Annotated in this window: 24 protein-coding genes, 1 tRNA gene, 1 pseudogene and 1 other annotated feature; of the genes and pseudogenes, 21 read left to right on the forward strand and 5 right to left on the reverse strand. The window is 40.6% G+C overall.

The genetic code is table 11. The annotated features are described in order from the left end of the window. The first annotated feature begins 13 nt into the window (after positions 1–13). Entirely contained in the window at positions 14–1,195 is a 1,182-nt protein-coding gene (locus D0Z64_RS02510) for an MFS transporter (RefSeq protein ID WP_006351557.1), read from the forward strand. Between the two features lie 12 nt (positions 1,196–1,207). Next, on the forward strand, positions 1,208–1,609 hold the full coding sequence (locus D0Z64_RS02515; RefSeq protein WP_080881262.1) for an OsmC family protein: 402 nt from the start codon (positions 1,208–1,210) through the stop codon (positions 1,607–1,609). Between the two features lie 27 nt (positions 1,610–1,636). Here the strand turns inward: D0Z64_RS02515 and D0Z64_RS02520 are convergent. From D0Z64_RS02520 to pyrF, 3 genes and pseudogenes are all read right to left on the reverse strand, one after another. Beyond that, positions 1,637–2,843: pseudogene (locus D0Z64_RS02520) on the reverse strand (ClC family H(+)/Cl(-) exchange transporter). 145 nt (positions 2,844–2,988) lie between these two features. Beyond that, entirely contained in the window at positions 2,989–3,615 is a 627-nt protein-coding gene (gene pyrE, locus D0Z64_RS02525; RefSeq protein ID WP_080881263.1) for an orotate phosphoribosyltransferase, read from the reverse strand. 1 nt (position 3,616) lies between these two features. Continuing rightward, a complete protein-coding gene (pyrF, locus tag D0Z64_RS02530; RefSeq protein ID WP_006351552.1) occupies positions 3,617–4,324 on the reverse strand; it encodes an orotidine-5'-phosphate decarboxylase in 708 nt (235 codons plus the stop codon). 264 nt (positions 4,325–4,588) lie between these two features. Between pyrF and D0Z64_RS02535 the strand changes: the two genes are divergently transcribed. From D0Z64_RS02535 to carB, 6 genes are all read left to right on the forward strand, one after another. Beyond that, positions 4,589–5,512 (forward strand): dihydroorotate dehydrogenase, encoded by a 924-nt coding sequence (locus D0Z64_RS02535; RefSeq protein ID WP_127345564.1) that lies wholly within the window; start codon positions 4,589–4,591, stop codon positions 5,510–5,512. 188 nt (positions 5,513–5,700) lie between these two features. Continuing rightward, a complete protein-coding gene (gene pyrR, locus D0Z64_RS02540; protein ID WP_080881265.1) occupies positions 5,701–6,243 on the forward strand; it encodes a bifunctional pyr operon transcriptional regulator/uracil phosphoribosyltransferase PyrR in 543 nt (180 codons plus the stop codon). A gap of 134 nt (positions 6,244–6,377) precedes the next feature. After that, positions 6,378–7,334, forward strand: a complete 957-nt coding sequence (locus D0Z64_RS02545) for an aspartate carbamoyltransferase catalytic subunit (RefSeq protein ID WP_080881266.1) — start codon at positions 6,378–6,380, stop codon at positions 7,332–7,334. Beyond that, positions 7,335–8,615, forward strand: a complete 1,281-nt coding sequence (locus tag D0Z64_RS02550) for a dihydroorotase (protein ID WP_080881267.1) — start codon at positions 7,335–7,337, stop codon at positions 8,613–8,615. Further along, a complete protein-coding gene (locus D0Z64_RS02555) occupies positions 8,608–9,699 on the forward strand; it encodes a carbamoyl phosphate synthase small subunit (protein WP_080881268.1) in 1,092 nt (363 codons plus the stop codon). Before D0Z64_RS02550 ends, D0Z64_RS02555 begins: the two co-directional genes overlap by 8 nt. Then, positions 9,692–12,874, forward strand: coding sequence for a carbamoyl-phosphate synthase large subunit (carB, locus tag D0Z64_RS02560; RefSeq protein ID WP_080881269.1), 3,183 nt, complete (start codon positions 9,692–9,694; stop codon positions 12,872–12,874). The genes D0Z64_RS02555 and carB overlap by 8 nt, the downstream gene beginning before the upstream one ends. An 89-nt stretch (positions 12,875–12,963) precedes the next feature. On the opposite strand, the gene D0Z64_RS02565 is transcribed toward carB, so the two are convergent. Together D0Z64_RS02565 and D0Z64_RS02570 are read right to left on the reverse strand one after the other, a co-directional pair. Next, entirely contained in the window at positions 12,964–15,345 is a 2,382-nt protein-coding gene (locus D0Z64_RS02565; RefSeq protein ID WP_080881270.1) for a Xaa-Pro dipeptidyl-peptidase, read from the reverse strand. 45 nt (positions 15,346–15,390) lie between these two features. Next, the gene (locus D0Z64_RS02570; protein ID WP_006351544.1) at positions 15,391–15,753 is read right to left on the reverse strand and encodes an arsenate reductase family protein; all 363 of its coding nucleotides are present in this window, start codon (positions 15,751–15,753) and stop codon (positions 15,391–15,393) included. 121 nt (positions 15,754–15,874) lie between these two features. On the opposite strand from D0Z64_RS02570, the gene D0Z64_RS02575 reads away from it, so the two are divergent. The 13 genes from D0Z64_RS02575 to nusB all read left to right on the forward strand — a co-directional run bounded on the left by D0Z64_RS02575 (position 15,875) and on the right by nusB (position 23,809). Then, positions 15,875–15,948 (forward strand) — tRNA-Arg (locus D0Z64_RS02575). A 222-nt stretch (positions 15,949–16,170) separates the two neighbouring features. Beyond that, on the forward strand, positions 16,171–16,959 hold the full coding sequence (locus D0Z64_RS02580) for a glycosyltransferase family protein (RefSeq protein ID WP_127345565.1): 789 nt from the start codon (positions 16,171–16,173) through the stop codon (positions 16,957–16,959). Between the two features lie 18 nt (positions 16,960–16,977). Further along, on the forward strand, positions 16,978–17,412 hold the full coding sequence (locus D0Z64_RS02585; protein WP_164742117.1) for a glycosyltransferase: 435 nt from the start codon (positions 16,978–16,980) through the stop codon (positions 17,410–17,412). 118 nt (positions 17,413–17,530) lie between these two features. Then, positions 17,531–18,133, forward strand: coding sequence for an ECF transporter S component (locus D0Z64_RS02590; RefSeq protein ID WP_006351540.1), 603 nt, complete (start codon positions 17,531–17,533; stop codon positions 18,131–18,133). A 57-nt stretch (positions 18,134–18,190) separates the two neighbouring features. Next, the gene (locus D0Z64_RS02595; protein ID WP_006351539.1) at positions 18,191–18,370 is read left to right on the forward strand and encodes a 2-hydroxymuconate tautomerase; all 180 of its coding nucleotides are present in this window, start codon (positions 18,191–18,193) and stop codon (positions 18,368–18,370) included. A 124-nt stretch (positions 18,371–18,494) separates the two neighbouring features. Continuing rightward, entirely contained in the window at positions 18,495–19,832 is a 1,338-nt protein-coding gene (locus D0Z64_RS02600) for a DUF2325 domain-containing protein (protein WP_080881274.1), read from the forward strand. A 113-nt stretch (positions 19,833–19,945) separates the two neighbouring features. Next, complete coding sequence (locus D0Z64_RS02605) at positions 19,946–20,350, forward strand: YitT family protein (RefSeq protein WP_080881275.1); 405 nt, start codon at positions 19,946–19,948, stop codon at positions 20,348–20,350. Between the two features lie 61 nt (positions 20,351–20,411). After that, positions 20,412–20,489: a sequence feature (ribosomal protein L21 leader region), on the forward strand. 14 nt (positions 20,490–20,503) lie between these two features. After that, entirely contained in the window at positions 20,504–20,815 is a 312-nt protein-coding gene (gene rplU / locus D0Z64_RS02610; RefSeq protein ID WP_006351536.1) for a 50S ribosomal protein L21, read from the forward strand. 20 nt (positions 20,816–20,835) lie between these two features. Further along, positions 20,836–21,126 carry a 50S ribosomal protein L27 gene (gene rpmA / locus D0Z64_RS02615; protein ID WP_006351535.1) on the forward strand — a complete coding sequence of 97 codons (291 nt, stop codon included), beginning with the start codon at positions 20,836–20,838 and terminating at the stop codon, positions 21,124–21,126. Positions 21,127–21,214: 88 nt separating this feature from the next. Next, a complete protein-coding gene (locus D0Z64_RS02620) occupies positions 21,215–22,327 on the forward strand; it encodes an aminopeptidase P family protein (protein WP_080881276.1) in 1,113 nt (370 codons plus the stop codon). Between the two features lie 60 nt (positions 22,328–22,387). Next, complete coding sequence (gene efp, locus D0Z64_RS02625; protein ID WP_006351533.1) at positions 22,388–22,957, forward strand: elongation factor P; 570 nt, start codon at positions 22,388–22,390, stop codon at positions 22,955–22,957. A gap of 18 nt (positions 22,958–22,975) precedes the next feature. Further along, positions 22,976–23,413, forward strand: coding sequence for an Asp23/Gls24 family envelope stress response protein (locus D0Z64_RS02630; RefSeq protein ID WP_006351532.1), 438 nt, complete (start codon positions 22,976–22,978; stop codon positions 23,411–23,413). Further along, entirely contained in the window at positions 23,414–23,809 is a 396-nt protein-coding gene (gene nusB, locus D0Z64_RS02635) for a transcription antitermination factor NusB (protein ID WP_006351531.1), read from the forward strand. The last annotated feature ends 44 nt before the right edge of the window (positions 23,810–23,853 follow it).

Below are 23,853 nucleotides of genomic sequence, written 5' to 3' on the forward strand. Positions count from 1 at the left end.
AGAGGCACTTATTTTGACGCAGAAAAAATCAATTTATACTAAAGATGTCATTTTAGTCATGGCAGCTTCGTTCTTTTTCATGTTTGGCACGATGTTTATCAATCCGTTAATCAATGGCTATGCCAAAGATTTGGGTGCTAATTCTGCTTTTGCAGGTCTAATCGTTGGCATTATGAGTATTGCAGCGATGTTTTTGCGACCAATTGCGGGAAATTTAACTGATCATTTTTCTAAATATCGCTTATCGCTAATCGGCGGCATTTTGATTTTCATTGGGATTGTGGGCTACATTCTAACGCCAGCAAGTCAATGGCTGCTTTTGTTTCGTTTAATCAATGGGACCGGCTACGTTCTTTGCACCGTTTGCATGACAACCTGGCTGGCTTTTCTGGTTCCAAGAGAGCATGTCGGTGAAGCGATGGGCTTTTATGGCCTAATGAATGCGTTAGCGATGGCATTAGCACCAGCTATTTCGATCAATCTTTATCAAAAAATCGGTTATCGTGAGGCCATCATTATTGCGGCTGTTTCAGCATTATTAATGATCATTGCGATTCAGTTCGTGGGTGATCATGCTTTGCCAAGAAAAAAGACTAAGCCCCAGACGCAGAAAAAGCATGGCTTTAAAATTATTGAGATGAATGCTTTGCCAGTCGCAATTCTAACTACTTTATTTGCCTTGCCATATTTTTCAACGCAGGCGGACATTGTAACTTATGTCGAGCAAAAACACTTAAACGTAGCAGTGGGATCCTACTTCCTAATTTATGCCGTAGTTTTGTTGGTCATCAGAATCAGTTTAAAAAATCTCTTTGATACCGTTCGTTTTGGCATTTGGTTTTGGATCAGTACAATTGCGACCGTGCTTTATTTGCTTTTATTAACAGTCATGGACAACAACTGGCAAATGGCACTAGCTGCTGCAGGAATGGCAGTTGGCTATGGCGTCATCTATTCAGTGCTTCAGGCCACAGCGCTTTTGCTGGCACCGATCAGCGAACAGGGGCTGGCTAGTTCGACATTTTATCTCGGCCTCGATATCGGCATGGCTTTTGGTCCGATTTTGAGTGGAATAGTTGACAGTCTTTTACCAATTACCTGGTTTTATCCAGTAGAGTTGATCATTATTCCATTGGCAATTCTGATTTACGCTTTTTATCATCAACGTTTGAACAAGGCGATTGAACAACATTAAAAGGAGACAACAATGAGCAAATACCAAGTTAATACGCGTGTAGGCGAGCAAGAATGGCAATTGATCAATCAGGCTCGCAATTATAAATTTATTTGTGATACGGTTAAGAAAAACGCAGGTCCTAATCCTGTGGAATATTTAACAGGTGCGGTTAATTCTTGCATTGCCATGTCAGCTGCGATGATTATCAAGTCCCATAAACTGGATGTAAAAGATTTTCAAGTTAAAACTACGACCGTTACAGAGGACTTAGGCCATGGCAAAAGTGATGTTGCAGCCATGAAAATTAGAATTTCATTTGAAAGCTCAATGAGCAATGAAGAAAAAGAAAAGTTTCTTGATCACGTATTGCATGTTTCAACAGTTTACCAAACTGTTCAAAAAGAAGTGATGATGGACGTCAAATTGTCATAAAAAAAGCTGAGCTTTTGCTCAGCTTTTTTATTTTTGCTTAAAATTCATTTGAATGCGCAAGGCTTCGTAGATCGGCCGACCGCCTAATAAATCAAGAACGTAATAAGCGATAAAGACCGTGATCACCATCGGCAAGACCTGATGCGCCATTGAAATGATGATATGTGGATAATAAGTGCTGGTAATGATCCCATTGTGAATTAACAGATTAGTAAAAATTACTCCTAATAATGCACCCAGAACCAGAATTGGCATGAAAATTCCGCCAGGTACGGAGGAGCCATAAGACAGCATTGAGAAGACAAAGCGAACCAAGAAAATGACAATCGGCACCAAAATAAAAGTTAAGGAACCAGTCGAAAATTTGGCTTCAAATTCTTGATTGAACAAGCTAGTGATCAAAACATGCGAGCCGCCAAGCAGACGTGCATTCCAAAGCCCAATTGGAATAATGAGCAGAAGTGGAATGATGTTTTGATATTTTCTAGGGATGAACTCGATTTTGGCAAAAAGCGGTCTTAATGACAAAATAACGAATTGGTATACATATGCTAGAAATCCAAGCACGATACCAATTAAGGGCAAGGTCCAATATGCGTTTAAAGGCAAGTTGCCATGAACGGGTAAAAATAAACAAGGTTTAGTTCCAAAGAAAAGCAGGGTAACCAAATCAGCAGAGAAGCTTGCAATTAATGCGGAAATGACATTGACCGCTTTAAATTTGAAGGTAATTTCTTCCACTAAGAAGAAAACACCGGCTAGCGGTGCACTAAAAGCAGCAGACAAACCAGCAGCAACGCCGCTTTGCTGAAGACGGCGTTTTTCTTTCAAATCAGATTGAAAAACTGCTTCAGCATAGCCCTGACCAACCTTTGCACCCATTTCGATACATGGGTCTTCGCGCCCAAGCATTAAACCGGGACAGATTGCAAGCAAACCGCCAATAAATTTGCGCCATAGAATTGACCACCATGGCATTTCGTTTTCATTTAAGAAAACGGCTTCGATTTGCGGTACGCCAGAACCAACGAGGTTGCCGATATATGGTCCAATAATTTCGCCAAGAACAAAACTGATTAGCAGCATCAGCAAAATGTAGGGCAAAAGCAAAACATTATTGGCAGCCATTTGGGGATAAATGTGATCTAATAGTGCCATCGTTTGATCGATAATCCAGCGAAAGATGCTGACAATTAATCCGGTCGTAACGCCGACGCACAATCCCCCGCGCCATGATGTTGCTTAACTCTGGATTGAGTGGTTTGTGTAAAATTTCTTGCGCTTTTTAACCATGTCTTACACTTTCTAAATTTGATATAGTTATATCCTAGCATTTTTGCATAAAAAAAAGACAGGGCCGCCCCTGTCCTTTTACACTTCTAATTCTTCCAATGCCATGGATCTTCATGCCAATGGCGCAAAACTTCGTATTGATCAGCACTGATATGACCGGATTCCTTTTCTTTTTTAAGCAGTTCAGGATAAGAAAGAAGTGGTGCGTATTTTACATTTGCTTTGGCAAAATTTTCTTTTGCGTCAGGCAGATAGTAGGTAAAAATTGAAGAAACGCCGCAAACTTGACCGCCATCTTTTTGCGTTGCCTGAACAGCATTGAGAACTGAGCCACCAGTTGTAATCAAGTCATCAATTAAGACAATTTGATCGTCTTTGCTAAAACGACCCTCGATTTGACGACCTTTGCCGTGATCTTTTGGCTTTGGACGAACGTAAATCATTGGCAAATGCAATTTTTCGGCAACTAATGCGGCGTGAGGAATACCTGCAGTTGCTACGCCGCCAATAATGGTTGCTTCTGGAAATTCTTTTTTAATCAAGGTTGCTAAGTCGCTTGCAATCATGTCTCTTAGATCTGGATAGGAGATCGTCAAGCGCAAGTCGGTATAAATTGGCGAGTGCATGCCACTTGCATAGGTAAAAGGCTTATCAGGCGAAATGGTAATAATTTTATTTGCAATTAAGGCAGAAATAATTTGATCTTGATGCATTTTAATTAAACTCCTTTTTAATAGCTTCATAGGCAGCTTGTGGATCACTAGCTAAGGTAATCGGTCGTCCGACTACGATTGCGCTTGAACCGAATTTTCTTGCTTCTTGCGGGGTAGCGGTTCTTGCTTGATCATCGCTGCCGCTGGTTTTTGGTCTGATTCCTGGCGTGACGAAGAGAAAATTCCCTGTAATTTTTTGATGCAGTTCCTTAACTTCAAGCGGTGAACAAATGATGCCATCTGCACCAGCTTTCTGAGCCATGCTTGCTAGTGAGAGCACTTGTTCATTCATTGGCAGTGCACAGTGCTGTTCATTTGTTAAAACTTGGTCTGAAATCGAGGTCAATTCTGTCACGGCAAGCAGTTTCGGTACGCTTCGTCCAGCTGGCGTCCCTTCTATTAAGCCATCTTTGGCAGCCTTGATCATTTGACTGCCACCTAAAGCATGAACGGTAGTATATTCAATTCCTAAATGAGCTAATTGTTTAGCGGCACTATAGACGGTATTGGGAATATCGTGCAGTTTAAGATCAAGAAAAATGTGATAGCCTTTGTCAGCTAGTTCTTTTACAATTGCTGGTCCTTCATGATAAAACAACTCCATTCCAACTTTGATCGTAGTATCTTGCGGCTTGCCTAAGGAAGCAAGCAAGCTGTCAAGTTTAGTTTTGCTGTCAACGTCAAGAGCAACGAATACTGGTTTTGCCATTTTTCCTCCACATAGAAAAAAGCCTATACTGGCACAGAGAAAATGCACAAGTATAGACTTGTTCTAGGTAAATTTAAGTCATTTTGTTAACTTGCGGTCTCTCTGTACCGTTTAAAGTTTGCTTGAAGTGAGTTTACCACCTAGCAAAATAAAAAACAACCGAAAATTTAATTTGAAAAAATAAAAAATCCGTGTAGAATTTTTCTTCGAAAAGTTATCAGAAATAAAAGAATGACAGTGAGCATTCATTTTTGGAGGAAAAATATGACGAATATTCATGTTTCTTTGCCAGGTCTAGCCTTAAAAAATCCATTGATGCCAGCAAGCGGAACTTTCGGTTTTGGGGATGTTCCTGTTGCTAAAAAATTTGATTTGAATGAGTTAGGGGCAATGATTATTAAAACTACTACTCCTAAGGCAACTACTGGCAATCCGCAGCCGCAAATTGCCGTTTTGGATGATGGGGTGCTTAATTCAGTCGGCCTTACCAATCCTGGCGTTGATGCGGTAATTAGCGATAAATTAACTAAATTCAGGCAAAAATATCCTGCTTTGCCAATTATGGCCAGTGTTGGCGGTGACGACGAAGCTGGCTACGTCGAAGTTGCACAAAAATTGGCATCTTCTAAGTTGGTTAATGCTTTGGAAATAAATGTTTCCTGTCCTAACGTTGCTCGCGGCGGAATGAGCTTTGGCGTGCATCCCGATGTAATTGAAGAGTTGACGAGAAAAATCAAAGATGCAGTCGATCTGCCAATTTATGTTAAATTAACGCCAAATGTTACGGATGTTGTTGAAATTGCAAAGGCAGCTGAAGCAGGTGGGGCTGATGGACTTTCAATGATTAATACTTTGCTGGGGATGCATATTGATATCAAGACGCGCAAGCCAGTTCTGGGTCATAATATGGGCGGCTTTTCAGGTCACGCAATCAAGCCAATTGCCGTTCGTATGATAGCGCAAGTTCATCAAGCCACCAATTTGCCGATTATCGGAATGGGCGGTATCGAGTCAGCAGAAGATGTCGTTGAATTTATTCTAGCCGGCGCCAGTGCAGTTGCAGTGGGTACGGCGCATTTCCATGATGCTCTAGCTTGTCCGCATATTGCGCAAGCATTGCCAGATTTGCTTAAAAAATTGCATGTTGACGATATCAATGATTTAGTAGGCCAAGTTGAGTTTAATTAAAGAAAATTATAAAAATAATTGACAAAATGTGCTGGTACAAGTATATTTAAGTCAATCAATGTCCTTTTAAATTAGTCCCGTGAGGCTAGTAAAGTGGCGCGTTTAAAGTTGAATGCAACTTTATCAGTGAAGCTCCTAGTCTAACTAGATTAGGAGCTTTTTTCATGGGCATTTTCAGGGAGGAAAATATGACCAAAAAGATTTGGGATGAACTCGCAATCAAGCGTGCTTTAACAAGAATTACTTATGAAATAATTGAGCGCAATAAAGGAACCGAGGATTTAGTTCTTGTCGGAATTAAAACGCGGGGCATTTATTTGGCACAAAGGATTCATGATCGCATTCAAAAGCTTGAAGGAGTAGATGTTCCTGTTGGTCAGCTTGATATTACTTTATATCGTGATGATCGGCATGATGCTTCTCTTAAGCAGGATCCGGTAGTTAATTCTGATCAAGTTGGCGTTCAAACCAACGATAAGCATGTTGTCTTGATTGATGATGTCATTTATACCGGACGCACGATCCGGGCTGCGATGGATGCTTTGATGGCGAAAGGTCGTCCTAGTTCAATTGCAGTCGCAGTTTTGGTTGACCGTGGTCATCGCGAGCTGCCGATTAGAGCGGATTTTGTCGGTAAAAATATTCCAACTTCTGAAGATGAACAAGTTGCCGTTCACGTTAAGGAAATTGATCAAAATGATGAAGTAGTCTTAAAAGCACTACCTAAATAATCTTAATTTAAAGTAATCAACCATTTAATTGACTCCAGAGAGGGCCAGAACGGTTGTGTCTTTTTAGCACACCGAAAAACTGTAGCCTGGAGTCAATTGACTTCGGGCTTTTTTGTTTTGGTAAAGGTGGAAAAATGGAAAATTTAAATCTTGTTAGTTTAAAGAATTTTGTCAGTGTTGAAAATCTTAAACAAGAAGAAGTTACCAGTTTAATTAAACGGGCTGAATATTTTAAGCAGGGTGGAGCGGTTCCTAATTTAACCAATCCAGTTTACGTAACGAACATGTTTTTTGAGGATTCAAGTCGGACGCATACCAGTTTTGAGATGGCTGAAAGAAAGCTGGGATTGACGGTTATTCCTTTTGATCCAGCTCACTCATCAGTTAATAAAGGTGAAACTCTATATGATACTTCATTAATTATGAATGCTTTGGGTGTCAACTTAGAAGTCATTCGGCACTCGCAAAACGAATACTATGAAGATTTGATTCATCCAAAATCCTATCAACATTTGAACATCGGCGTTGTTAACGCAGGTGACGGCAGCGGTCAGCACCCATCTCAATGCATGCTTGATATGATGACGATTCATGAACATTTCGGCCATATTAAAGGACTTAAGGTTGCTATCGTCGGTGATATCACTAATTCTAGAGTTGCCAAAAGCAATATGGAACTTTTGACCAGACTTGGTGCCAAGGTTTACTTCTCAGGCCCAGATTACTGGTATGACCACGCTTATGACAAGTATGGTGAATTCAAGACAATCGATGAATTGGTCCCTGAAATGGACGTCATGATGTTGCTTAGAGTACAACATGAACGCCACGCTGGTGATCCAAACGAAAAGACTTTCAGTGCAGAAAGCTATCATGAAAAGTATGGCATCAATCAAAAGCGTTATGACGAATTGAAACCAGACACAATCATCATGCACCCAGGTCCAATCAACCATGGTGTTGAGCTTGATGGCAAATTAGTTGAAGCGCCTAAGTGCATGTTCTTCAGACAAATGCAAAATGGCGTCTTCATGAGAATGGCAATGCTTGAAGCGGTAATTCGCGGCCGCAAGTTAGGAGGACTCGAATAAATGACGACAGTAATCAAGAACGGAACGGTTTATCAAAATGGCCGTTTGCTTCAAGCAGATGTTTTAATTGAAAAAAACAAAGTTAAAGCAATCGGGCAAGATTTAACCGGTGACCATGTAATCGATGCTTCAGGCAAACTAGTGAGTCCAGGTCTCGTTGATGTTCACGTTCATTACCGTGATCCTGGTCAAACCTATAAAGAAGATATTCATACCGGTAGTTTAGCTGCTGCTCATGGCGGTTTTACTACTGTGGGGGCCATGCCAAACGTTACACCGGTTCCTAACACTCCCGATCTGATCAAAAAGATGATCGCCGAAAATAAGAAAAAAGGCGTTGTGCATATTTTGCAGTATGCACCGGTCACGGTTGATCAAACCAGTGACGAAATTCCGGACTACTCTGCCTTAAAACAAGCTGGTGCTTTTGCCTTAAGCAATGACGGTCATGGCATTCAAAGCGCGCAGACAATGTATCTGGCAATGCAGAAGGCTAAAGAAAACAATTTGATCATCGCAAGTCACTGCCAAGATAATGCTTTATATCAAAAGGGCGTCATTAATGAAGGCGAAAAAGCCAAAGAATTGAATTTGCCGCCAATTACGGAATTGGCTGAAACTACGCAAATTGCGCGTGATTTGCTTTTAGCACAAAAAACAGGCTGCCACTATCACATCTGCCACGTTTCAACAGCAACTAGCGTTGAGTTGGTTCGCATTGCCAAAGCACGCGGAATCAATGTTACTTGTGAAGTTGCACCGCACTACTTGCTGTTAACGGACAGCGATATTCCAAGCGACAACCCATACTTTAAGATGAATCCGCCATTACGATCCAAAGAGGATCAAGCAGCCTTAGTAGGTGGTCTGCTGGATGGTACGATTGATTTTATTGCCACTGATCATGCCCCACATGCTAAAAGCGAAAAAGAAGGTAGCTTCCGCAACGCTGCTTTTGGTATCACCGGCAGCGAAACAGCATTTTCAACTTTATACACTAAGTACGTTAAGACGGGCATTATTAAATTGGGAAAATTGCTAAGTTTAATGAGCGATGTGCCAGCTGATAAATTTGGTCTCAAGAATTGTGGTCATTTGGAGGCTGGAGCTGAAGCTGATATTGCAATTTTTGACTTAAAGCATGAAGCAGAAATCAAGGAAGAAGATTACTTGTCCAAAGGCGTCAATTCACCATTTACCGGCGAAAAAGTCTATGGTCAAACAGTCATGACAATCGTCAGCGGTAAGGTAGTTTACGAGCGGGGTGAAGAAAATGAGTAAGAAATACTTAATTTTAGAAGATGGCTCAATTTATGAAGGCGAAAGTTTCGGTGCTAATACAGAGACAGTCGGTGAAGTTGTTTTCACAACTGGGATGACCGGCTATCAAGAAGCAATTACCGATCAATCATATGCTGATCAAATTTTGGTATTTACTAATCCATTGATCGGCAACTACGGTATTACTTTAGCCGACTATGAGTCACTTGAACCTGGCATTAAAGGCGTAATCTGTCACCAAGTTGCGCGGCATCCTACCAACTGGAGAATGCAAACAACTTTGCCGAAGTTCTTGGAGCATTTGAATATTCCAGGCATTCAAGGAATTGATACGCGGGAATTGGTTAAAAAGCTGCGGGTCCACGGAACTTTGCGCGGCAAGATCGCCACTTCTAAAAATGATACTGAAAAAATTGCAGCAGACTTAAAGCAAAAGCAGGTTACCAAAGGCGTTATCAGTCGGGTTTCAACCAAAACGCCATATCCTGTTCCCGGTTCTAAGCGCAATATTGTGGTAATTGATTTTGGAATCAAGCACAGTATTTTAAGAGAATTGGCTAAGCGCGACTGCAACTGTATCGTCTTACCGTATACGGCAACGGCTAAGCAGGTTTTAGGTCTTCATCCAGATGGCGTGCTTTTATCTAACGGTCCTGGTGACCCAGAAGAAATGATTGAGGCCACTAAGATGGTTCGGAAAGTAGAAAAGCATGTTCCACTGATGGGAATTTGTATGGGTCACCAAGTATTTGCCTTGGCTAACGGTGCTAAAACATACAAGATGAAATTCGGCCACCGTGGTTTTAACCATCCGGTAAGAGAAATTGCAACAGGCAATATTGGTTTTACTTCGCAAAACCATGGTTATGCAGTAGCCGCTGATTCAGTTGATAAAGACAATTTGATGATTACCCACGTTGAAGTAAACGATGGAACAGTTGAGGGATTGCGTCACAAGAAATATCCTGCATTTTCAGTTCAATTCCACCCAGACGCCACGCCTGGTCCTCACGATGAAGATTCATTGTTTGATGACTTTATGTCAATGATTGATCAAAGAAAGGAAGAAAAGCGTCATGCCTAAGAGAAAAGATATTCATAAAATTATGGTGATCGGTTCTGGTCCAATCATTATTGGTCAAGCCGCTGAATTTGACTATTCAGGTACTCAGGCATGTTTAGCCTTGCGTGAAGAAGGTTATGAAGTAGTTTTGGTAAACTCTAATCCAGCTACAATCATGACTGATACAACCATTGCCGATAAAGTTTATATCGAACCACTGACAGTTGAATCTGTTTCTAGAATTATTCGCCAAGAATATCCAGATGCAATTTTGCCAACTCTTGGTGGCCAAGTTGGATTAAACATGGCTTTGGCTCTTTCAAAAACTGGCATCTTGGATGAGTTGCATATTGAACTTTTGGGAACAAAGCTTGATTCAATTGAACAAGCCGAAGATCGTGAAAAGTTCAAGGAATTGTGTAAGAGTTTAGGCGAACCAGTTCCACCATCATTGACTGTTCACCATGTTCAAGAAGCTTTGGATTTTGCCGATAAGATCGGTTATCCGATTATCGTTCGTCCAGCCTTTACGATGGGTGGTACCGGTGGTGGTATCTGTAAGAATAGAGAAGAATTGGCTCGTATTTGTAAAAATGGGTTGGAACTTTCACCAGTTACTGAATGTTTGATTGAACAATCAATTGCTGGTTATAAAGAAGTCGAGTTCGAAGTAATGCGCGACAGTCACGATAATGCAATGATTGTCTGCTGTATGGAAAACTTTGATCCGGTTGGTATTCACACGGGGGATTCAATTGTCTTCTCACCGTCACAAACTTTATCTGATAAGGAATACCAAATGCTCAGAGACTGTTCATTGCGTTTAATCAGAGCGCTTAAGATCGAGGGTGGCTGCAACGTTCAGCTTGCCTTGGATCCTAACAGTTTCAATTACGACGTAATTGAAGTTAACCCAAGAGTTTCTCGTTCTTCAGCCTTGGCTTCAAAGGCAACTGGTTATCCAATTGCTAAGATGGCAGCTAAGATCGCTGTTGGGATGACTTTGGATGAAATCAAGAATCCAGTTACGGGTACTACTTATGCAGAATTTGAACCAGCTTTGGACTATGTTGTCTGCAAGATTCCACGCTGGCCATTTGATAAATTCCCAAAGGCAGATCGTGTATTGGGTACGCAAATGAAGGCCACTGGAGAAGTAATGGCTATCGGTCGTACTGCTGAAGAAGCCTTTCAAAAGGCAGTCAGATCGCTTGAAATTGATGAAAAAGACTTGTATTCACCTGAAGCACATGCTGCAAGCGATGATCAGCTGGAAACCAAGCTGGTTAAGGCGCAAGATAATCGACTTTTCTACTTGGCTGAAGCATTCAGAAGAGGCTACAGTCTTGAAGATGTTCACGAACTAACTAAGATCAACTTCTACTTCTTGGATATCGTTAGGCATATGGTCGAGATGGAAAAGACCTTGGAACATCATGAAGATGATGTTGAAGTTTTGAGAACCGCTAAGAAGTATGGCTTTTCTGATCAGACAATTGCCAATTTATGGGATGAAGATGTCGATGATGTCAGAAATTTGCGGAAAGAAAATGGCATTATTCCGGTTTATAAGATGGTTGATACCTGTGCTGCCGAATTTGAATCAAAAACGCCATATTTCTACTCAACTTATGATGGTGAAAATGAAAGTCATAAGACAGGCAAAAAGTCAGTTTTGGTTATTGGTTCTGGCCCAATCAGAATTGGTCAGGGTGTTGAATTTGATTACGCCACTGTTCACTGTGTTAAGGCTTTGCAAAAGATGGGCTATGAAGCAATTGTTATTAACTCTAACCCCGAAACGGTTTCTACTGACTTCTCAATTTCTGATAAGCTTTACTTTGAACCATTAACTCTTGAAGATGTATTGAACGTTTGCGACTTGGAAAAGCCAGGAGGCGTAATTGTTCAATTCGGTGGTCAAACTTCAATAAACTTGGCTGCCGGTCTTGAAAAACACGGCATTAAGATTTTGGGTACCAAGGTTAAAGATGTTAACCGTGCTGAAGACCGTGAATTGTTCGATGAAATCATTAAGGATCTTCATTTGAATCAACCAAAAGGCCTTACTGCAACAACGCATGAAGGCGTACTTGAAGCAGCAGATCGCTTAGGCTACCCAGTTTTGGTTCGTCCATCCTATGTTTTAGGTGGGAAGGCAATGGAAATTGTCTACAGCAAGGACGAACTTGAAGAATACTTGCATGACCACGTTGATATCGCAGCCGACCACCCAATTTTGGTTGACGATTATCTTGATGGTCGCGAATGTGATGTTGATGCCATCTGTGACGGCAAGACGGTTCTTTTGCCAGGAATTATGGAACATATTGAACATGCCGGCGTTCACTCAGGTGACTCAATGGCCGTTTACCCACCACAAACCTTTACTGATGAAGTGAAAGAAAAGATTACCGATGTCACTAGAAAGTTGGCTTTGAAACTCAACTGTATCGGTATTATGAATATTCAGTTTATCGTCCGTGACGGTCAAGTTTATGTCATCGAAGTTAACCCAAGAGCTTCAAGAACGGTACCATTCTTAAGCAAGATTACGGGGATTGAAATGGCCCAAGTTGCTTCACGCGTAATTATGGGTGAAAATTTGACCGAGCAAGGCTATAAAGATGGTTTGGCACCGGAGCCTGAAATGATCAGTGTTAAGGCCCCAGTCTTCAGCTTCAGCAAATTAGCCGATATTGATTCTTACCTTGGACCTGAAATGAAATCTACTGGTGAAGTTATGGGCTCTGACCATACCTTTGCGAAAGCTTTGTTCAAGGCCTTTGCAGGAGCTAAAATGAAATTGCCTGAATATGGCAACGTGCTTTTAACCATTGAAGATCGTGACAAACAAGCTATTTTGCCTATTGCTAAGAGATTTGCTCGAATCGGCTATAGAATTTTCGCAACCAAAGGTACGGCAGAATTCTTACGTGACAAAGGTTTGCATGTGGAATTAGTTTCTAAGGTTCATGAAAATGGCGATAACAACATTTTGAGCGAACTCAAGCAAGAGAAGATTGATTTGGTGATCAACACGATGGGCCATGATTTGGAAAAGAATTCTGATGGTTTCATCATTCGGCAAACTGCAATTCAACAAAACATTCCATTGCTGACGGCATTAGATACTGCTGATGCGCTTTTGACAGCACTTGAAAATCGTTCATTTGCGACTGAAAGTTTGGATTAATAATTAAATATTTGAAATAAAAAAAGTGTTAGTTTATGACTAACACTTTTTGCTTTTATTCTAAAAGAAACCCAAAGAGAAAATTCTAGTTATTTCTGATAAAACTTAATCTCAGTACCGGCCAAATCAACCGTATAAGTTTCTTCTTCAAGTGGTCGCTTGGTCATTCCTTCGTCTGTAGAGTAAATGATCAAAGCAACTTTGGCGCCAATCGGAAGTTGGTAATAAGTTGGCTGCAGCTTGAAATCAAGGTCAACAAATTGACCAGCTTCAATCTTCCTTGGCTTCTTCATATCCTTGTAATTTTGCAAGTTCATATGAGCTTTGGTAATCAATTTAGCATGCGTTAATTTATCAGGAACAAATTCTTGCAGCGTATCTGTACCAAAGCGGTAGCCGAGTTCTTGTCCACCACGCATTAAGAACTTTGGCGTAGGAGTCAAACGTTTGCGATCGCCAAGTTCAACAAGAGCTACTGAAAGCTGCCCTTTAGGCAATGAGCCACTCACTCTGATTTTAACTTCTGGTCGACCAACGATTGTTACTGGATGGATAAATTCATCTGTCACAAAACGCAGGCTGCGTTTAGCCCATTTTTCATCACCACAAATAAATTTGTATTGCCATTCGCTTTCTGAAATTTTAGCTTCTTTGAAGTCTTTACCGCCCACATCGACAAAACTCTTCTTCTCTTTGCCATTGCCGTTTTTATGAAGCTCACCATCATCAGTTGGGTAGTAGGTAGCTGCTTGACCAATTTCATTAGACCAGTCATCTTCTTCATGCCAGGTATCTGCATGAAGATTGTCCTGAATCATGACCGTTGACCATTGCTTGTAGGCATTGTTTTCGATGCCAAGAAGCTCATGACAGAACCAAAGGTTCATTAGGTCGGTAAAATCGATCGAAACGAAATTGTTCATATTGTAGTGCGGACCTTGATGCAAGAACAAGTGGTGTTTCATTGGCATCTTTTTAACCAGTTGCCAAATCTTGTAAACATTCTTTGGCTTAACGTTCCAGTCATTTAAGCCATGGACGCTGATCCATGAACATTTAATGCCATCAGCGTTGTGGCGGTAGTTTCTAGCTTCCCAGAAGTCTGAGTATTGACCAGTAGTGCGATCTTCACGACTCAGCAAATGCTTTTGCATTGCGTCATATTTTGGCTTGATCTTTAAATATGAACCGGCATCCCACAAATTTGATTGACATGTTTCTGCCAACAAGTCCAAATCTTCGCCTTGGCAAGCTTCAGGAGCGATTACTAAACCATGTTCACGATAATAATCATACCAGGATGAAATCGCAGCTTCGGAAACAACAGTCTTAAGACCAGCAACACCAGTAGTAGCAACAGCAATTTGCAAAGTACCAAGGTAAGAGCGGCCAGTCATTCCGATATTGCCATTGCACCAGGAAGCCTTGATTTCATGCTTTTTAGTGCGATCAGTATAGGCGATGCGGTCGCCATGCAGCCATTCAATTACTTCTTTAGCTGATTCAGTTTCTTCAGGAGCACCAGTAATACGCAAGCCATCGCTGCCGCGCGTGCCGATTCCACCAGCAAAGACACTGGCAAATCCGCGTGCCAGCAAGTATTCGTTCAGTGGGTAAGAAGACTTGTGAACGGCTTCTTCGGTTGCCACATGATCTTCACTGCCAGGCTTGTTTGCTTCAACTGTTGGAGTTGCTTCATATTTAGGATCTTGCCATTCAGTTGCATCAGACAAGTTTTCGTCGACATTGTGATTGCGTTTTTCATTTTCAATAATGCCGCCAAAATATGGACTAGCAGTGTATAAAGCTGGTACTTTCAAACCGCCGTTTGACTCGTTGGGACGAAAGATTGTTACTTGAATCAAATCGCTTTTGCCATCGCGGTCAGTATCAAGATCAGTTTCAACATAGACAACTTCACGGATAACTTTGTCAGTATTAAAGACAGGAAGTGATTTGCCATTGAAGTACATGAACTTGTTTTGTCCCCAGAATTGGGTGAAGTAGCCTCGTCCAGCCATCACATCGATAAGGAGCTGACCGTTTTTGGCACGGGTATTAAGCAAACGATAAAAAGCAGTCACCAACTTGGAAATAGAATCGATATCTTGAACGATAGGCAAGGCTTGCTTTTGCATAAAACCGGTCGGATCGGACAATTGGTAGTCGTAATGAACGTGGTATCCTAGCAGCTGCAAAGCGACATTGTAGAATTGATTGGTGCCGATTTCTTCAGGCTTTTGCTTTAAAAAGTCAGCGAAAGTCTGCGTTTCGGAGACTGCGAATTCATTTAGCTTTGCTTCTTTGGCCTCGTCGCTTTTTGCTTCAGCAATGCTCATCTTAACTAATTTGGCAAGCAGATCGCTGAAGGACCAGTTTTGAAAATTCTTGGGCAAAAAGTTGATCGCCGTTAATTCTTTGACTTGTTCTTCATATTGCGTTTGAACGTAAGCATATTGATTATATTTCATAAGAAAACTCCTTTAATTGTGGTGAAATTTGTTATGTCTAGTTTACTATTTTTGAAGCCAAGTTTCCTTGTAAATATCTTCTTTAAAGCCACAAGTTAAGTGCTTTTCATCAACAACTAGAGGACGCTTGATTAATTTGCCGTCGTTTGCCATCAATTCGGCGGCTTGAGCGATGGTCATCGTTGGAATTTTTTCTTTTAGATTTTGAGCACGGTAATGTTGACCGCTGGTGTTGAAAAAGTAGCGTAAGCCGCGATTTTGGTAGGCAGTCAGCCATTTTATCAGGTCTTCTTTTTTAGGCGGGACAGCAACCAGGTCTTGAAATTCATACTTAATGTGATGGTCGTCAAACCATTTTTGTGCTTTTCTTGATGTTGAACAACGTTTATAGCCGTAAAATTTGATCATTTTGAGAATCCTCCTTAATTCTATTTTAGAATGAACTGATAATTTTTAAAATAAGGCTTGAATTTTAAAGCAGATTTCCATATAATAGTTTGTGTTCTGTTGAGGACATACAAACATACATGGTCTGGTAGCTCAGCTGGATAGAGCAACAGTCTTCTAAACTGTGGGTCGTGGGTTCGAATCTCACCCAGATCATTAATATAGCAACGCTGAGAGGCGTTGCTTTTTTTGTCTCTAGGGAAAACATATGCATTATTTCATTTCAACACGAGAAGATTATAATACGTCAGCAATTGAACTGGCACAGGTAAAGAGGATGCAGATCTTTGATGCCCTTGACGTGCCTTGCAAAATTGTCGAGTTGCAAAAAATGACTTTATTCAGGAATATCGAAATAAACTGAAAACAAGTGGCAGAGTGATCAATATTTTTCAGTATTTTCAACAGCTGCCCGATACTCAACAAGTAAATACTGAAAAAGCCCTTGACCAGATTTTTAATCAGCCTGGTTTAATCAGAAAAGAAAATAACGCTTATCTGAACGAACGCGCGGTTATTCAAGCTCACCTTTATGGCTCGCGGATCTATTACGTCGATCATCTGGATCAATATGGCTTCACAGTTAAACGGGAATTCTATCGCTATAATCACTTGGATTATACTGAATTCTTTGATGATAAGGCTCAGCTTAAAATGCGCGAATTCGTGGATCAAAATAACAATCCGCTTATCCGTGAATATTTCTGTCAAAGCAACCAGAACAAGCCGATGCTCACGCTGATTGAAATGAAAAAGGGCTTTAAAACAGTGCGGTTTGAAAAGGAAGCTTCCTTTCAGGCCTATTTCCTTGACTGCTTAGCAGAAAGGAATGCGCAAGCAGTCTTCTACTGCGATCGCTGTACGCAGGTTCTGCCCGCTTTTGAAAAAATGAAGCACATCGTTCCCAGCTACGTCATTTTCCATTCAGCTTTAACCCCCTCAGGCTACTTGAATGATCAAGTATATTCAGTATTTAAACCGGTGACCGAGCTAGCAAAAGCAGGCAAAATTCGCGGCTTAATTTCTTCAACCAAACGTGAGTCTAAAGATGCAGCGGAAGTATTGCAGGTTTCGCATTCATATGATATCCCTGTTACCTTTACCTCTAGCGAAGACAAAATTCCATTTTCTTCTCGCACACCAGGGAAAATTATTGCCGTAGCTTGAATTGATGTCATTAAGCAATTGAGCCATCTGATTCAAGCCGTGATAGATCTGCATATCAAATATCCGCAAATTGCTTTATCGATCTACGGCAACAATACGGATGAAGCGGAAAATAAACGCTTAACAACTTTAGTCGCAGAAAATCACGCAGCTTCTTATATTAACTTTTGCGGCTTTGCACAAAATTTGGATCAAGTATATAACTCAGCCCAGCTAGAAGTGTTAACCAGTAAAAATGAGGGCTTTGCCATGGCACTTCTTGAAGCACAGGCTCACGGCTGTCCTGCCGTTTCTTATGATATTAATTATGGCCCAGCCGAAATAATCGAAGATGGTATTAGCGGAAAGCTGGTTCCGATGAATAATCAGGTTGTTAAAGCAAAACATCAAGGCTCTGCTGACCAACCCAAATTTGATGACGCAATATTCTGCTTGTGCCTATCAGTCGGCTAAGCGCTTTGATTTTTCGCACTTGAAGGCTAAATGGTTCAACTTTTTGAAAGAAGAAGGGCTTTGCTAAAAATTATTTTTTAGGTAAAATAAGTAATTATTTAACAAGGAAAAGGGACAGATGAGAAAAACAGAAACAACGCGTTTAACAATCACCGCTATTTTTGTTGCCATTTTATTATTGCAAACTTTGGTACCAAATATTGGCTATATCCGACTTTTACCGGCTCTGCCGACAATTACGACGATCCCATTGACTGTAGCCTTATACAGCTGCCTAATGGGATCAAAAGCAGGAGTTGGCTTCGGTATTTTCTGGGGCTTGACTCGCTTGTTTGTTGCTTACACGCAACCAGGCGATATGGTAAGTCTTATACTCTTTCAAAATCCGATAATTTCACTGGTACCAAGCATAATTGCCGGTTGGCTTCCCGGTTTAATCGTCAAACTGATGAAGGGCGAAAAAATAAGCTTCCTGGTTGCCGGAGTGACTGCTTCTTTGACCAATACCTTTTTGGTAATTGGCCTAAGCAGCCTGCTTTTTATGAATCATGCTGCTAGTTTGATGAAGTATCTCGGCAATACCAGCAACAGTCAATCGCTTTTTTTAGTGCTAGTTGCAGCTTTGGGAATGAATGGAATCGTTGAAGCCAGCTTTACCGGTTTGCTTACCCCGGTGATTGGCTTACCGCTTGAGAAAGTTTTCCGCAAATATAAGCTTTAAACGTGGTATATTTTTATTTGAATATTACTTATCAAAATTAAATAAAGGAGGAAAACAATGCCATTTGTACATATTGAATTAATTAAGGGCAGAACCGACGAGCAATTGACTAATTTGATGAAGGACGTAACCGAAGCCGTCCATAAAGATACCGGTGCACCGAAGGAACATATTCATGTGATTATCGATGAATTAGGCAAACATTCTTATGGCAATAACGGCGAATGGCGTGCTTAAACGATTTGACTTCTAGCGATCCTAGAAGTCTTTTTTTATTGGTATTGATAAGCAAATAAATTTTAATTATTAAAAGTAAGCAGGATATAATAAAATAGTTCAAGTAAGAAAGCAGGTGAAGAATTTGTTAGATTATCGCAATCATCTTAAGCGAATTCTGCAAAAAACAAGTGGAGATGACCAAAGTCTAAAAAATGGCTTAACTGCAATCAAAGCTATTATTCAAATGGCAGATGATGGTCAAGAGTCGACTCCTATCAAAACAAAAAAGCCGAGCATTTCAGATCAAAATGAGCAAAATAAGGATATAAAACGTTTATTAACGGGAATCACACAGCTGATTAAGACACCTGGCGATCCTGCCGCTAAAAAGCAAGCACTGACGGCTCTGCATAAATTAACTTTTGTTCCTGGAGTGGGCAAAAATTTTGGCACTGAAATTGGAGCATTGGATCAAGCTATTCAGCATTCGATTCAAACAGAAGAAGCAGTCAATGCCAAAGTTTTTGAAGAGGCAATGAAACCAAAAGAAAAGCCGAAGCGCGATTATCGCAAAGGACAACGCTACACCGTTATTCGGCTGGTATCGGGAGCAGATTTGATCAATGATAATGGTCAAACCGTTTATACGGTTAAAGAATCTCAGGTACATCCGCTTAATTTGAAGACCGGCGATATCGTTGAGGCACTGGAAGATAAAACCAATCCCAACTATGAAGCTGAAATACTGCGCGTTGTTGGTTTTCAAAAACTGCGCAAACGTGATTATGATCAGATCGAGGACTTTAAGTATGCGGTCGTTCAGGGTCGGCAAGGACACCTGGCAATTTCCCGCAATATTCATGGTGAGAAGCTGAGAATTCGAGGCAAAGAAGTCGTAATTCCCGTAGATTCAAGCTATTATCAGGGCGACAATATTTCTCTTGAAGATGGTTCAATTGTTGATTTGGCCTGGTATGCGGGGGATGTCCGCTTGAAGAAGAATCCCGCAGATGCAGTTCAGATCAGATGGATTTATCAAGTAGATCAGCCTGAACATTCAGCTCCTGCTAAAAAGGAGAAAAAGAAGAGCAGCAATAGCGAACAAGTTGCCAAGCTGGACTTGGATCTGCACTACCAGCGAGTAGGGATTGCAGTTGGCGACAATCAAAATGAAGCTATTTTGGACAGTATCGTTTCGCGCTATAATGGGATTCCGATTCCAATTGATGCCTTTGAAGGAAAGAAAAAAGTTATCGAAAATCAGATAAAGGATTTAGATATCGTAATTTTGGTTACGGCATTTGCGGCTCATGATTCTACTTGGAATATTCGTGAATTTGCCAGCAAATATGGCGTCAAGTTTGCTGTCAGCTCCAGCAAGGGATATCAGTCTTTTGAACGTGCGCTTTATCGAGCCGCTAATGGTCTTCCAGCCTACGAGGGAAACCAAACAATTGAATATAAAGAAAAAGATAAATAATTTCTTATATTTGGGTAATTTTCTTGTCATAATCATGCTTTTTTATGTAAAATTATATTACTAACTAAAAGAAAGGATGCCTGTATGACAAAAAATTAACTAATCACAAGTGGATGCGTTGGGTAGTTTTCCTAATCGGATTGGAAATTGTTGCGATCTCGATTAACTTTTTCTATGTCCCAATTAACGTTGCAGCTGGTGGTACGACTGTTTTTCCAATGATCTTTAAAAAATACTTCTATATCGACCCAGCAATTGGCTTGCTTGCGGTTGATATGATCGTTATTTTCATGAATATTTTCGTTGATGGCTGGAATACCTTCTTAGCTGCATTTTCTCAAGTAGTTACAGTAGTGATGATGAATTACACCGAAACTGGTTTTGACAAAAAATACCAGGTACGGGTAATGAGTAATGACCATCTTGAAGAAATTCGCGATCTGCTGCAAAAAGAATACCAGGGTCTGACGATTTACAATGTTGTCGGTGGCTACAGCGAAGACCGCTGGGCTTTTTAATTTTTTATTGCAGAATAAACAGTCTGGTAGTAGAATATAGTAGTTGTATTTGTGGAGACCTCCACATCTGCAACCGCACGTCTTGGGTTAGAAGTTCTTGAAGACAAGACACCTAAGTTCGGCGAGTCTAAGTATTTTTTTGGAGGTGTACAAATGTACGCAATTATTAAGACCGGTGGTAAGCAATACAAAGTTGCTGAAGGCGATAGTGTATTTGTAGAAAAGCTTGATGCAGAAGAAGGTAAGGAAGTTACCTTTGACGAAGTTATTCTTGTTGCTGATGGCAAGGATGTTAAAGTTGGTGCTCCATTAGTTAAGGGTGCTAAGGTTACTGCTAAAGTTGAAAAGCAAGGTAAGGAAAAGAAAGTTGTAACTTTCAAGTACAAGCCAAAGAAGCACTCACACAGCAAGTACGGTCACCGTCAACCTTACACTAAGGTTACTGTTGAAAAGATTGAAGCTTAATTTTCAGAGGTGAAAAGATAATGAATATTTTAGGTTTGAAATTATTTGCCCACCACAAGGGTGGCGGTTCTACTGCCAACGGTCGTAACTCTGCTGGTCGTCGTTTAGGCGCTAAGGTCGGCGATGGTCAAGAAATCCACGCAGGTTCAATTATTTACCGTCAACGTGGTACTAAGATTCACCCAGGCAAGAACGTAGGTCAAGGTGGAGACGACACTTTATTTGCATTAGTAAACGGTGTTGTTAAATTTGAACGTCTTGGCAAGTTCAAGAAGCAAGTTTCAGTTATTCCAGCTGAAGAAGCTAAGTAATTTAGTAAAAAACGAAGGCGAGAAGCAACCTGCTTCGCGTCTTTTTTGTATAATAAACTAAATCAACTAGCGAAAAGAGGAAATACACATGGATAAACAAGAAGAATTATTAAGCTTGCTCAATCAAAGAATTAGTAAAGTAACTGATTTGATAAAAGAAAAAGATGCTGATGCGATGATTATCATCAATCAAGCAAATTATCGCTACTTAACCAATTTTACCGGTGAAGAAGCAGAATTGATTTTGGGTAAGGATGGCTCACGCATTCTTCTGTCTGATTCGCGTTTTGCAGATCAAATTAAAGCACAAGCTCCTGGACAAATGGATGTCATTATGCAGCAATCCAGTGATGTTGCCGGCGAATTGACGAAAGCATTGAAGAAAACTAATTACCGTAAAGTATTAGTTGAAGCTGACGTCATGACTGCTGCTGTTTTTGATCAGCTAAAACGACAAAATCCGGATATTTCCTTTGAATTCTCAGAACAACTTGTTGAACGAGTTCGCAACGTTAAAGATGAATTAGAGATTGCAACTTTGCGTAAAGCAATTGAAATCTCAATGACTAGTTTTAAACAAATTTTGCCGTTAATTAAGCCTGGCGTTACCGAAAGATCCGTTGCCGCAAAACTCGATTATTACTTTAAAGAAAATGGCGGCGATGGTCCTGACTTTGATACGATCGTTGCTTCAGGTGTTCGATCTGCTTGGGCTCACGGCGTTGCAAGCGATAAAAAGATGGAAAATGGCGATATGATCGTGATTGACTTTGGCAGTTTCTACAATGGCTATGCTGCTGACATTACACGGACAGTCTGCTTGGGCAAAGTTGATCCCGAATTAGAAAAAATCTATCAAATCGTTCATGAAGCTCAAAGAAGAGGAATCGAAGCTGCAACTGTTGGTCACACTGGTCGCGATGTTGATAGAGCAGCACGTGACTATATTACTGAGCAAGGTTATGGTCAATACTTTGGACATGGGATTGGTCACGGAATTGGGCTAGAAATTCATGAATTGTGTCAACCTGCTTTGCCTTTCGGCAAGCAAAAGTTGGTCAACAACATGGTTCATACGGTTGAACCAGGAATTTATTTGCCTGAAAAAGGCGGCGTTAGAATCGAAGATGACATTTTGATTAATGGTCAAAATCCAGAAACTTTATCCAACTTGCCAAAAGATGAGCTCCTTTCTCTTTAAAAAGATAGCCAAATCGCTTGCAAATTGGTAACATATATATGTAGAAATGAGGGAATTATTATGACAATGATATCAGTTAACGAATTCAAGAACGGTTTAACTATCCAATATAATAATGATTTATGGAGAATCGTTGAATTCCAACACGTAAAACCAGGTAAAGGTAGTGCTTTCGTTCGTTCAAAGCTTAAGAGCTTGAGAACCGGCGCTGTTCAGGAATATACTTTCCGTTCAACTGCTAAGGTTGAAACAGCCGATATTCAAACCAAGTCTATGCAATATTTGTACAATGATGGCTCAAGCTATGTATTTATGGATACTACTACTTATGATCAATTAGCCATTCCAAACGAACAAATTCAAGATGAAAGCAAGTACTTGCTTGAAAACATGACTGTTAACGTAATTATGCACGATGGTGAAACTTTAGGTATTCAATTGCCTAACACCGTTGATTTGAAGGTTGCTAAGACTGAACCTAACATCAAGGGTGATACTTCATCAGGTGGTGGTAAACCAGCTACTATGGAAACTGGTTTGGTAGTTAACGTTCCATTCTTTATTAACGAAGGCGACGTTTTGACTATCAACACTGCTGATGGTACTTACGTATCACGTGCTAACAAGTAGTTTTTTTGAGGTAAGAAAATGGCAGATAGTTCAAAAATTCTCTTAAGTGGCGAAGAAAATGGTGAGCAAATTAAGATTGATCCTAGTGTACTTGAAGTCATTTTAGGAATTGCTGCTGAAAAAGTTGATGGCATTGTAGGCATGCGTGGCAACTTGAAATCAGGCATTAAGCATGTTTTAGGCCGTGAAGACCGCGGAAAAGGCGTCAGCGTTAGCGTTGATCAAGCTGGCAAGTTGAGTGCAGATGTTTATGTTTACCTTGAGGCCGGCGTAAATGTTCCTTCAGTTGCCATCAAATTACAAAAGAATTTGAAGCAACAATTGATCCAAATGACGGATTTGGAACTTAAAGAGATCAATATTCACGTTGTTGGTCTGGTATTCCCAGAAGATGACGAAAATAAGGCTCCTGAGAACACAACGACCGAACTGTTTCCGGAGGACAATCAAGAGTAAATGAATCAACATGAAAGTCGTAAGGTTGCAATGCAAGCAATCTTTTTGGCCAACCAAGATCCTGAGTTGACCACAGCAGAAGTTGAAGTAAAAACCGTGGAAATGCTTGATCTTGAGCAGCTTTCTGCCTATTCAAAAACTTTAATTGAAGGCGTAATGTTAAAGCGCGATGAATTAAAAGAAGCAATTGCTGCACACCTGAAAAAGGGCTGGCGGATTGAGCGTGTTAATCCAATTACTATTGCAATTCTTGAAATCGCTTTGTACGAAATCAAAGATAGCGCCGAGATTGAGCCAAAAGCAGCAGTGAATGAAGCATTGAATTTGTGTGATGATTTCACCGATCCAGATGCAAAACCATTCATTAATGGTATTTTGGCTAACTTCGTCAAATAATATCAATAGCCGGCTTATGCCGGCTATTTTTATAGAAAAGGAAT

This window comes from Lactobacillus amylolyticus (assembly GCF_003999355.1).
GTDB lineage: Bacteria > Bacillota > Bacilli > Lactobacillales > Lactobacillaceae > Lactobacillus > Lactobacillus amylolyticus.

What these genes read in the sequence shown, in the direction of transcription:
- nusB (WP_006351531.1), top strand. Translation starts at nt 23,414, where the DNA reads ATGAATCAACATGAAAGTCGTAAGGTTGCAATGCAAGCAATCTTTTTG.
- carB (WP_080881269.1), top strand. Translation starts at nt 9,692, where the DNA reads ATGCCTAAGAGAAAAGATATTCATAAAATTATGGTGATCGGTTCTGGT.
- pyrR (WP_080881265.1), top strand. Translation starts at nt 5,701, where the DNA reads ATGACCAAAAAGATTTGGGATGAACTCGCAATCAAGCGTGCTTTAACA.
- rpmA (WP_006351535.1), top strand. Translation starts at nt 20,836, where the DNA reads ATGAATATTTTAGGTTTGAAATTATTTGCCCACCACAAGGGTGGCGGT.
- D0Z64_RS02590 (WP_006351540.1), top strand. Translation starts at nt 17,531, where the DNA reads ATGAGAAAAACAGAAACAACGCGTTTAACAATCACCGCTATTTTTGTT.
- D0Z64_RS02515 (WP_080881262.1), top strand. Translation starts at nt 1,208, where the DNA reads ATGAGCAAATACCAAGTTAATACGCGTGTAGGCGAGCAAGAATGGCAA.
- D0Z64_RS02545 (WP_080881266.1), top strand. Translation starts at nt 6,378, where the DNA reads ATGGAAAATTTAAATCTTGTTAGTTTAAAGAATTTTGTCAGTGTTGAA.
- D0Z64_RS02605 (WP_080881275.1), top strand. Translation starts at nt 19,946, where the DNA reads ATGCGTTGGGTAGTTTTCCTAATCGGATTGGAAATTGTTGCGATCTCG.
- D0Z64_RS02555 (WP_080881268.1), top strand. Translation starts at nt 8,608, where the DNA reads ATGAGTAAGAAATACTTAATTTTAGAAGATGGCTCAATTTATGAAGGC.
- D0Z64_RS02620 (WP_080881276.1), top strand. Translation starts at nt 21,215, where the DNA reads ATGGATAAACAAGAAGAATTATTAAGCTTGCTCAATCAAAGAATTAGT.
- D0Z64_RS02550 (WP_080881267.1), top strand. Translation starts at nt 7,335, where the DNA reads ATGACGACAGTAATCAAGAACGGAACGGTTTATCAAAATGGCCGTTTG.
- D0Z64_RS02565 (WP_080881270.1), bottom strand. Translation starts at nt 15,345, where the DNA reads ATGAAATATAATCAATATGCTTACGTTCAAACGCAATATGAAGAACAA.
- rplU (WP_006351536.1), top strand. Translation starts at nt 20,504, where the DNA reads ATGTACGCAATTATTAAGACCGGTGGTAAGCAATACAAAGTTGCTGAA.
- D0Z64_RS02535 (WP_127345564.1), top strand. Translation starts at nt 4,589, where the DNA reads ATGACGAATATTCATGTTTCTTTGCCAGGTCTAGCCTTAAAAAATCCA.
- pyrF (WP_006351552.1), bottom strand. Translation starts at nt 4,324, where the DNA reads ATGGCAAAACCAGTATTCGTTGCTCTTGACGTTGACAGCAAAACTAAA.
- pyrE (WP_080881263.1), bottom strand. Translation starts at nt 3,615, where the DNA reads ATGCATCAAGATCAAATTATTTCTGCCTTAATTGCAAATAAAATTATT.
- D0Z64_RS02630 (WP_006351532.1), top strand. Translation starts at nt 22,976, where the DNA reads ATGGCAGATAGTTCAAAAATTCTCTTAAGTGGCGAAGAAAATGGTGAG.
- D0Z64_RS02570 (WP_006351544.1), bottom strand. Translation starts at nt 15,753, where the DNA reads ATGATCAAATTTTACGGCTATAAACGTTGTTCAACATCAAGAAAAGCA.
- efp (WP_006351533.1), top strand. Translation starts at nt 22,388, where the DNA reads ATGACAATGATATCAGTTAACGAATTCAAGAACGGTTTAACTATCCAA.
- D0Z64_RS02595 (WP_006351539.1), top strand. Translation starts at nt 18,191, where the DNA reads ATGCCATTTGTACATATTGAATTAATTAAGGGCAGAACCGACGAGCAA.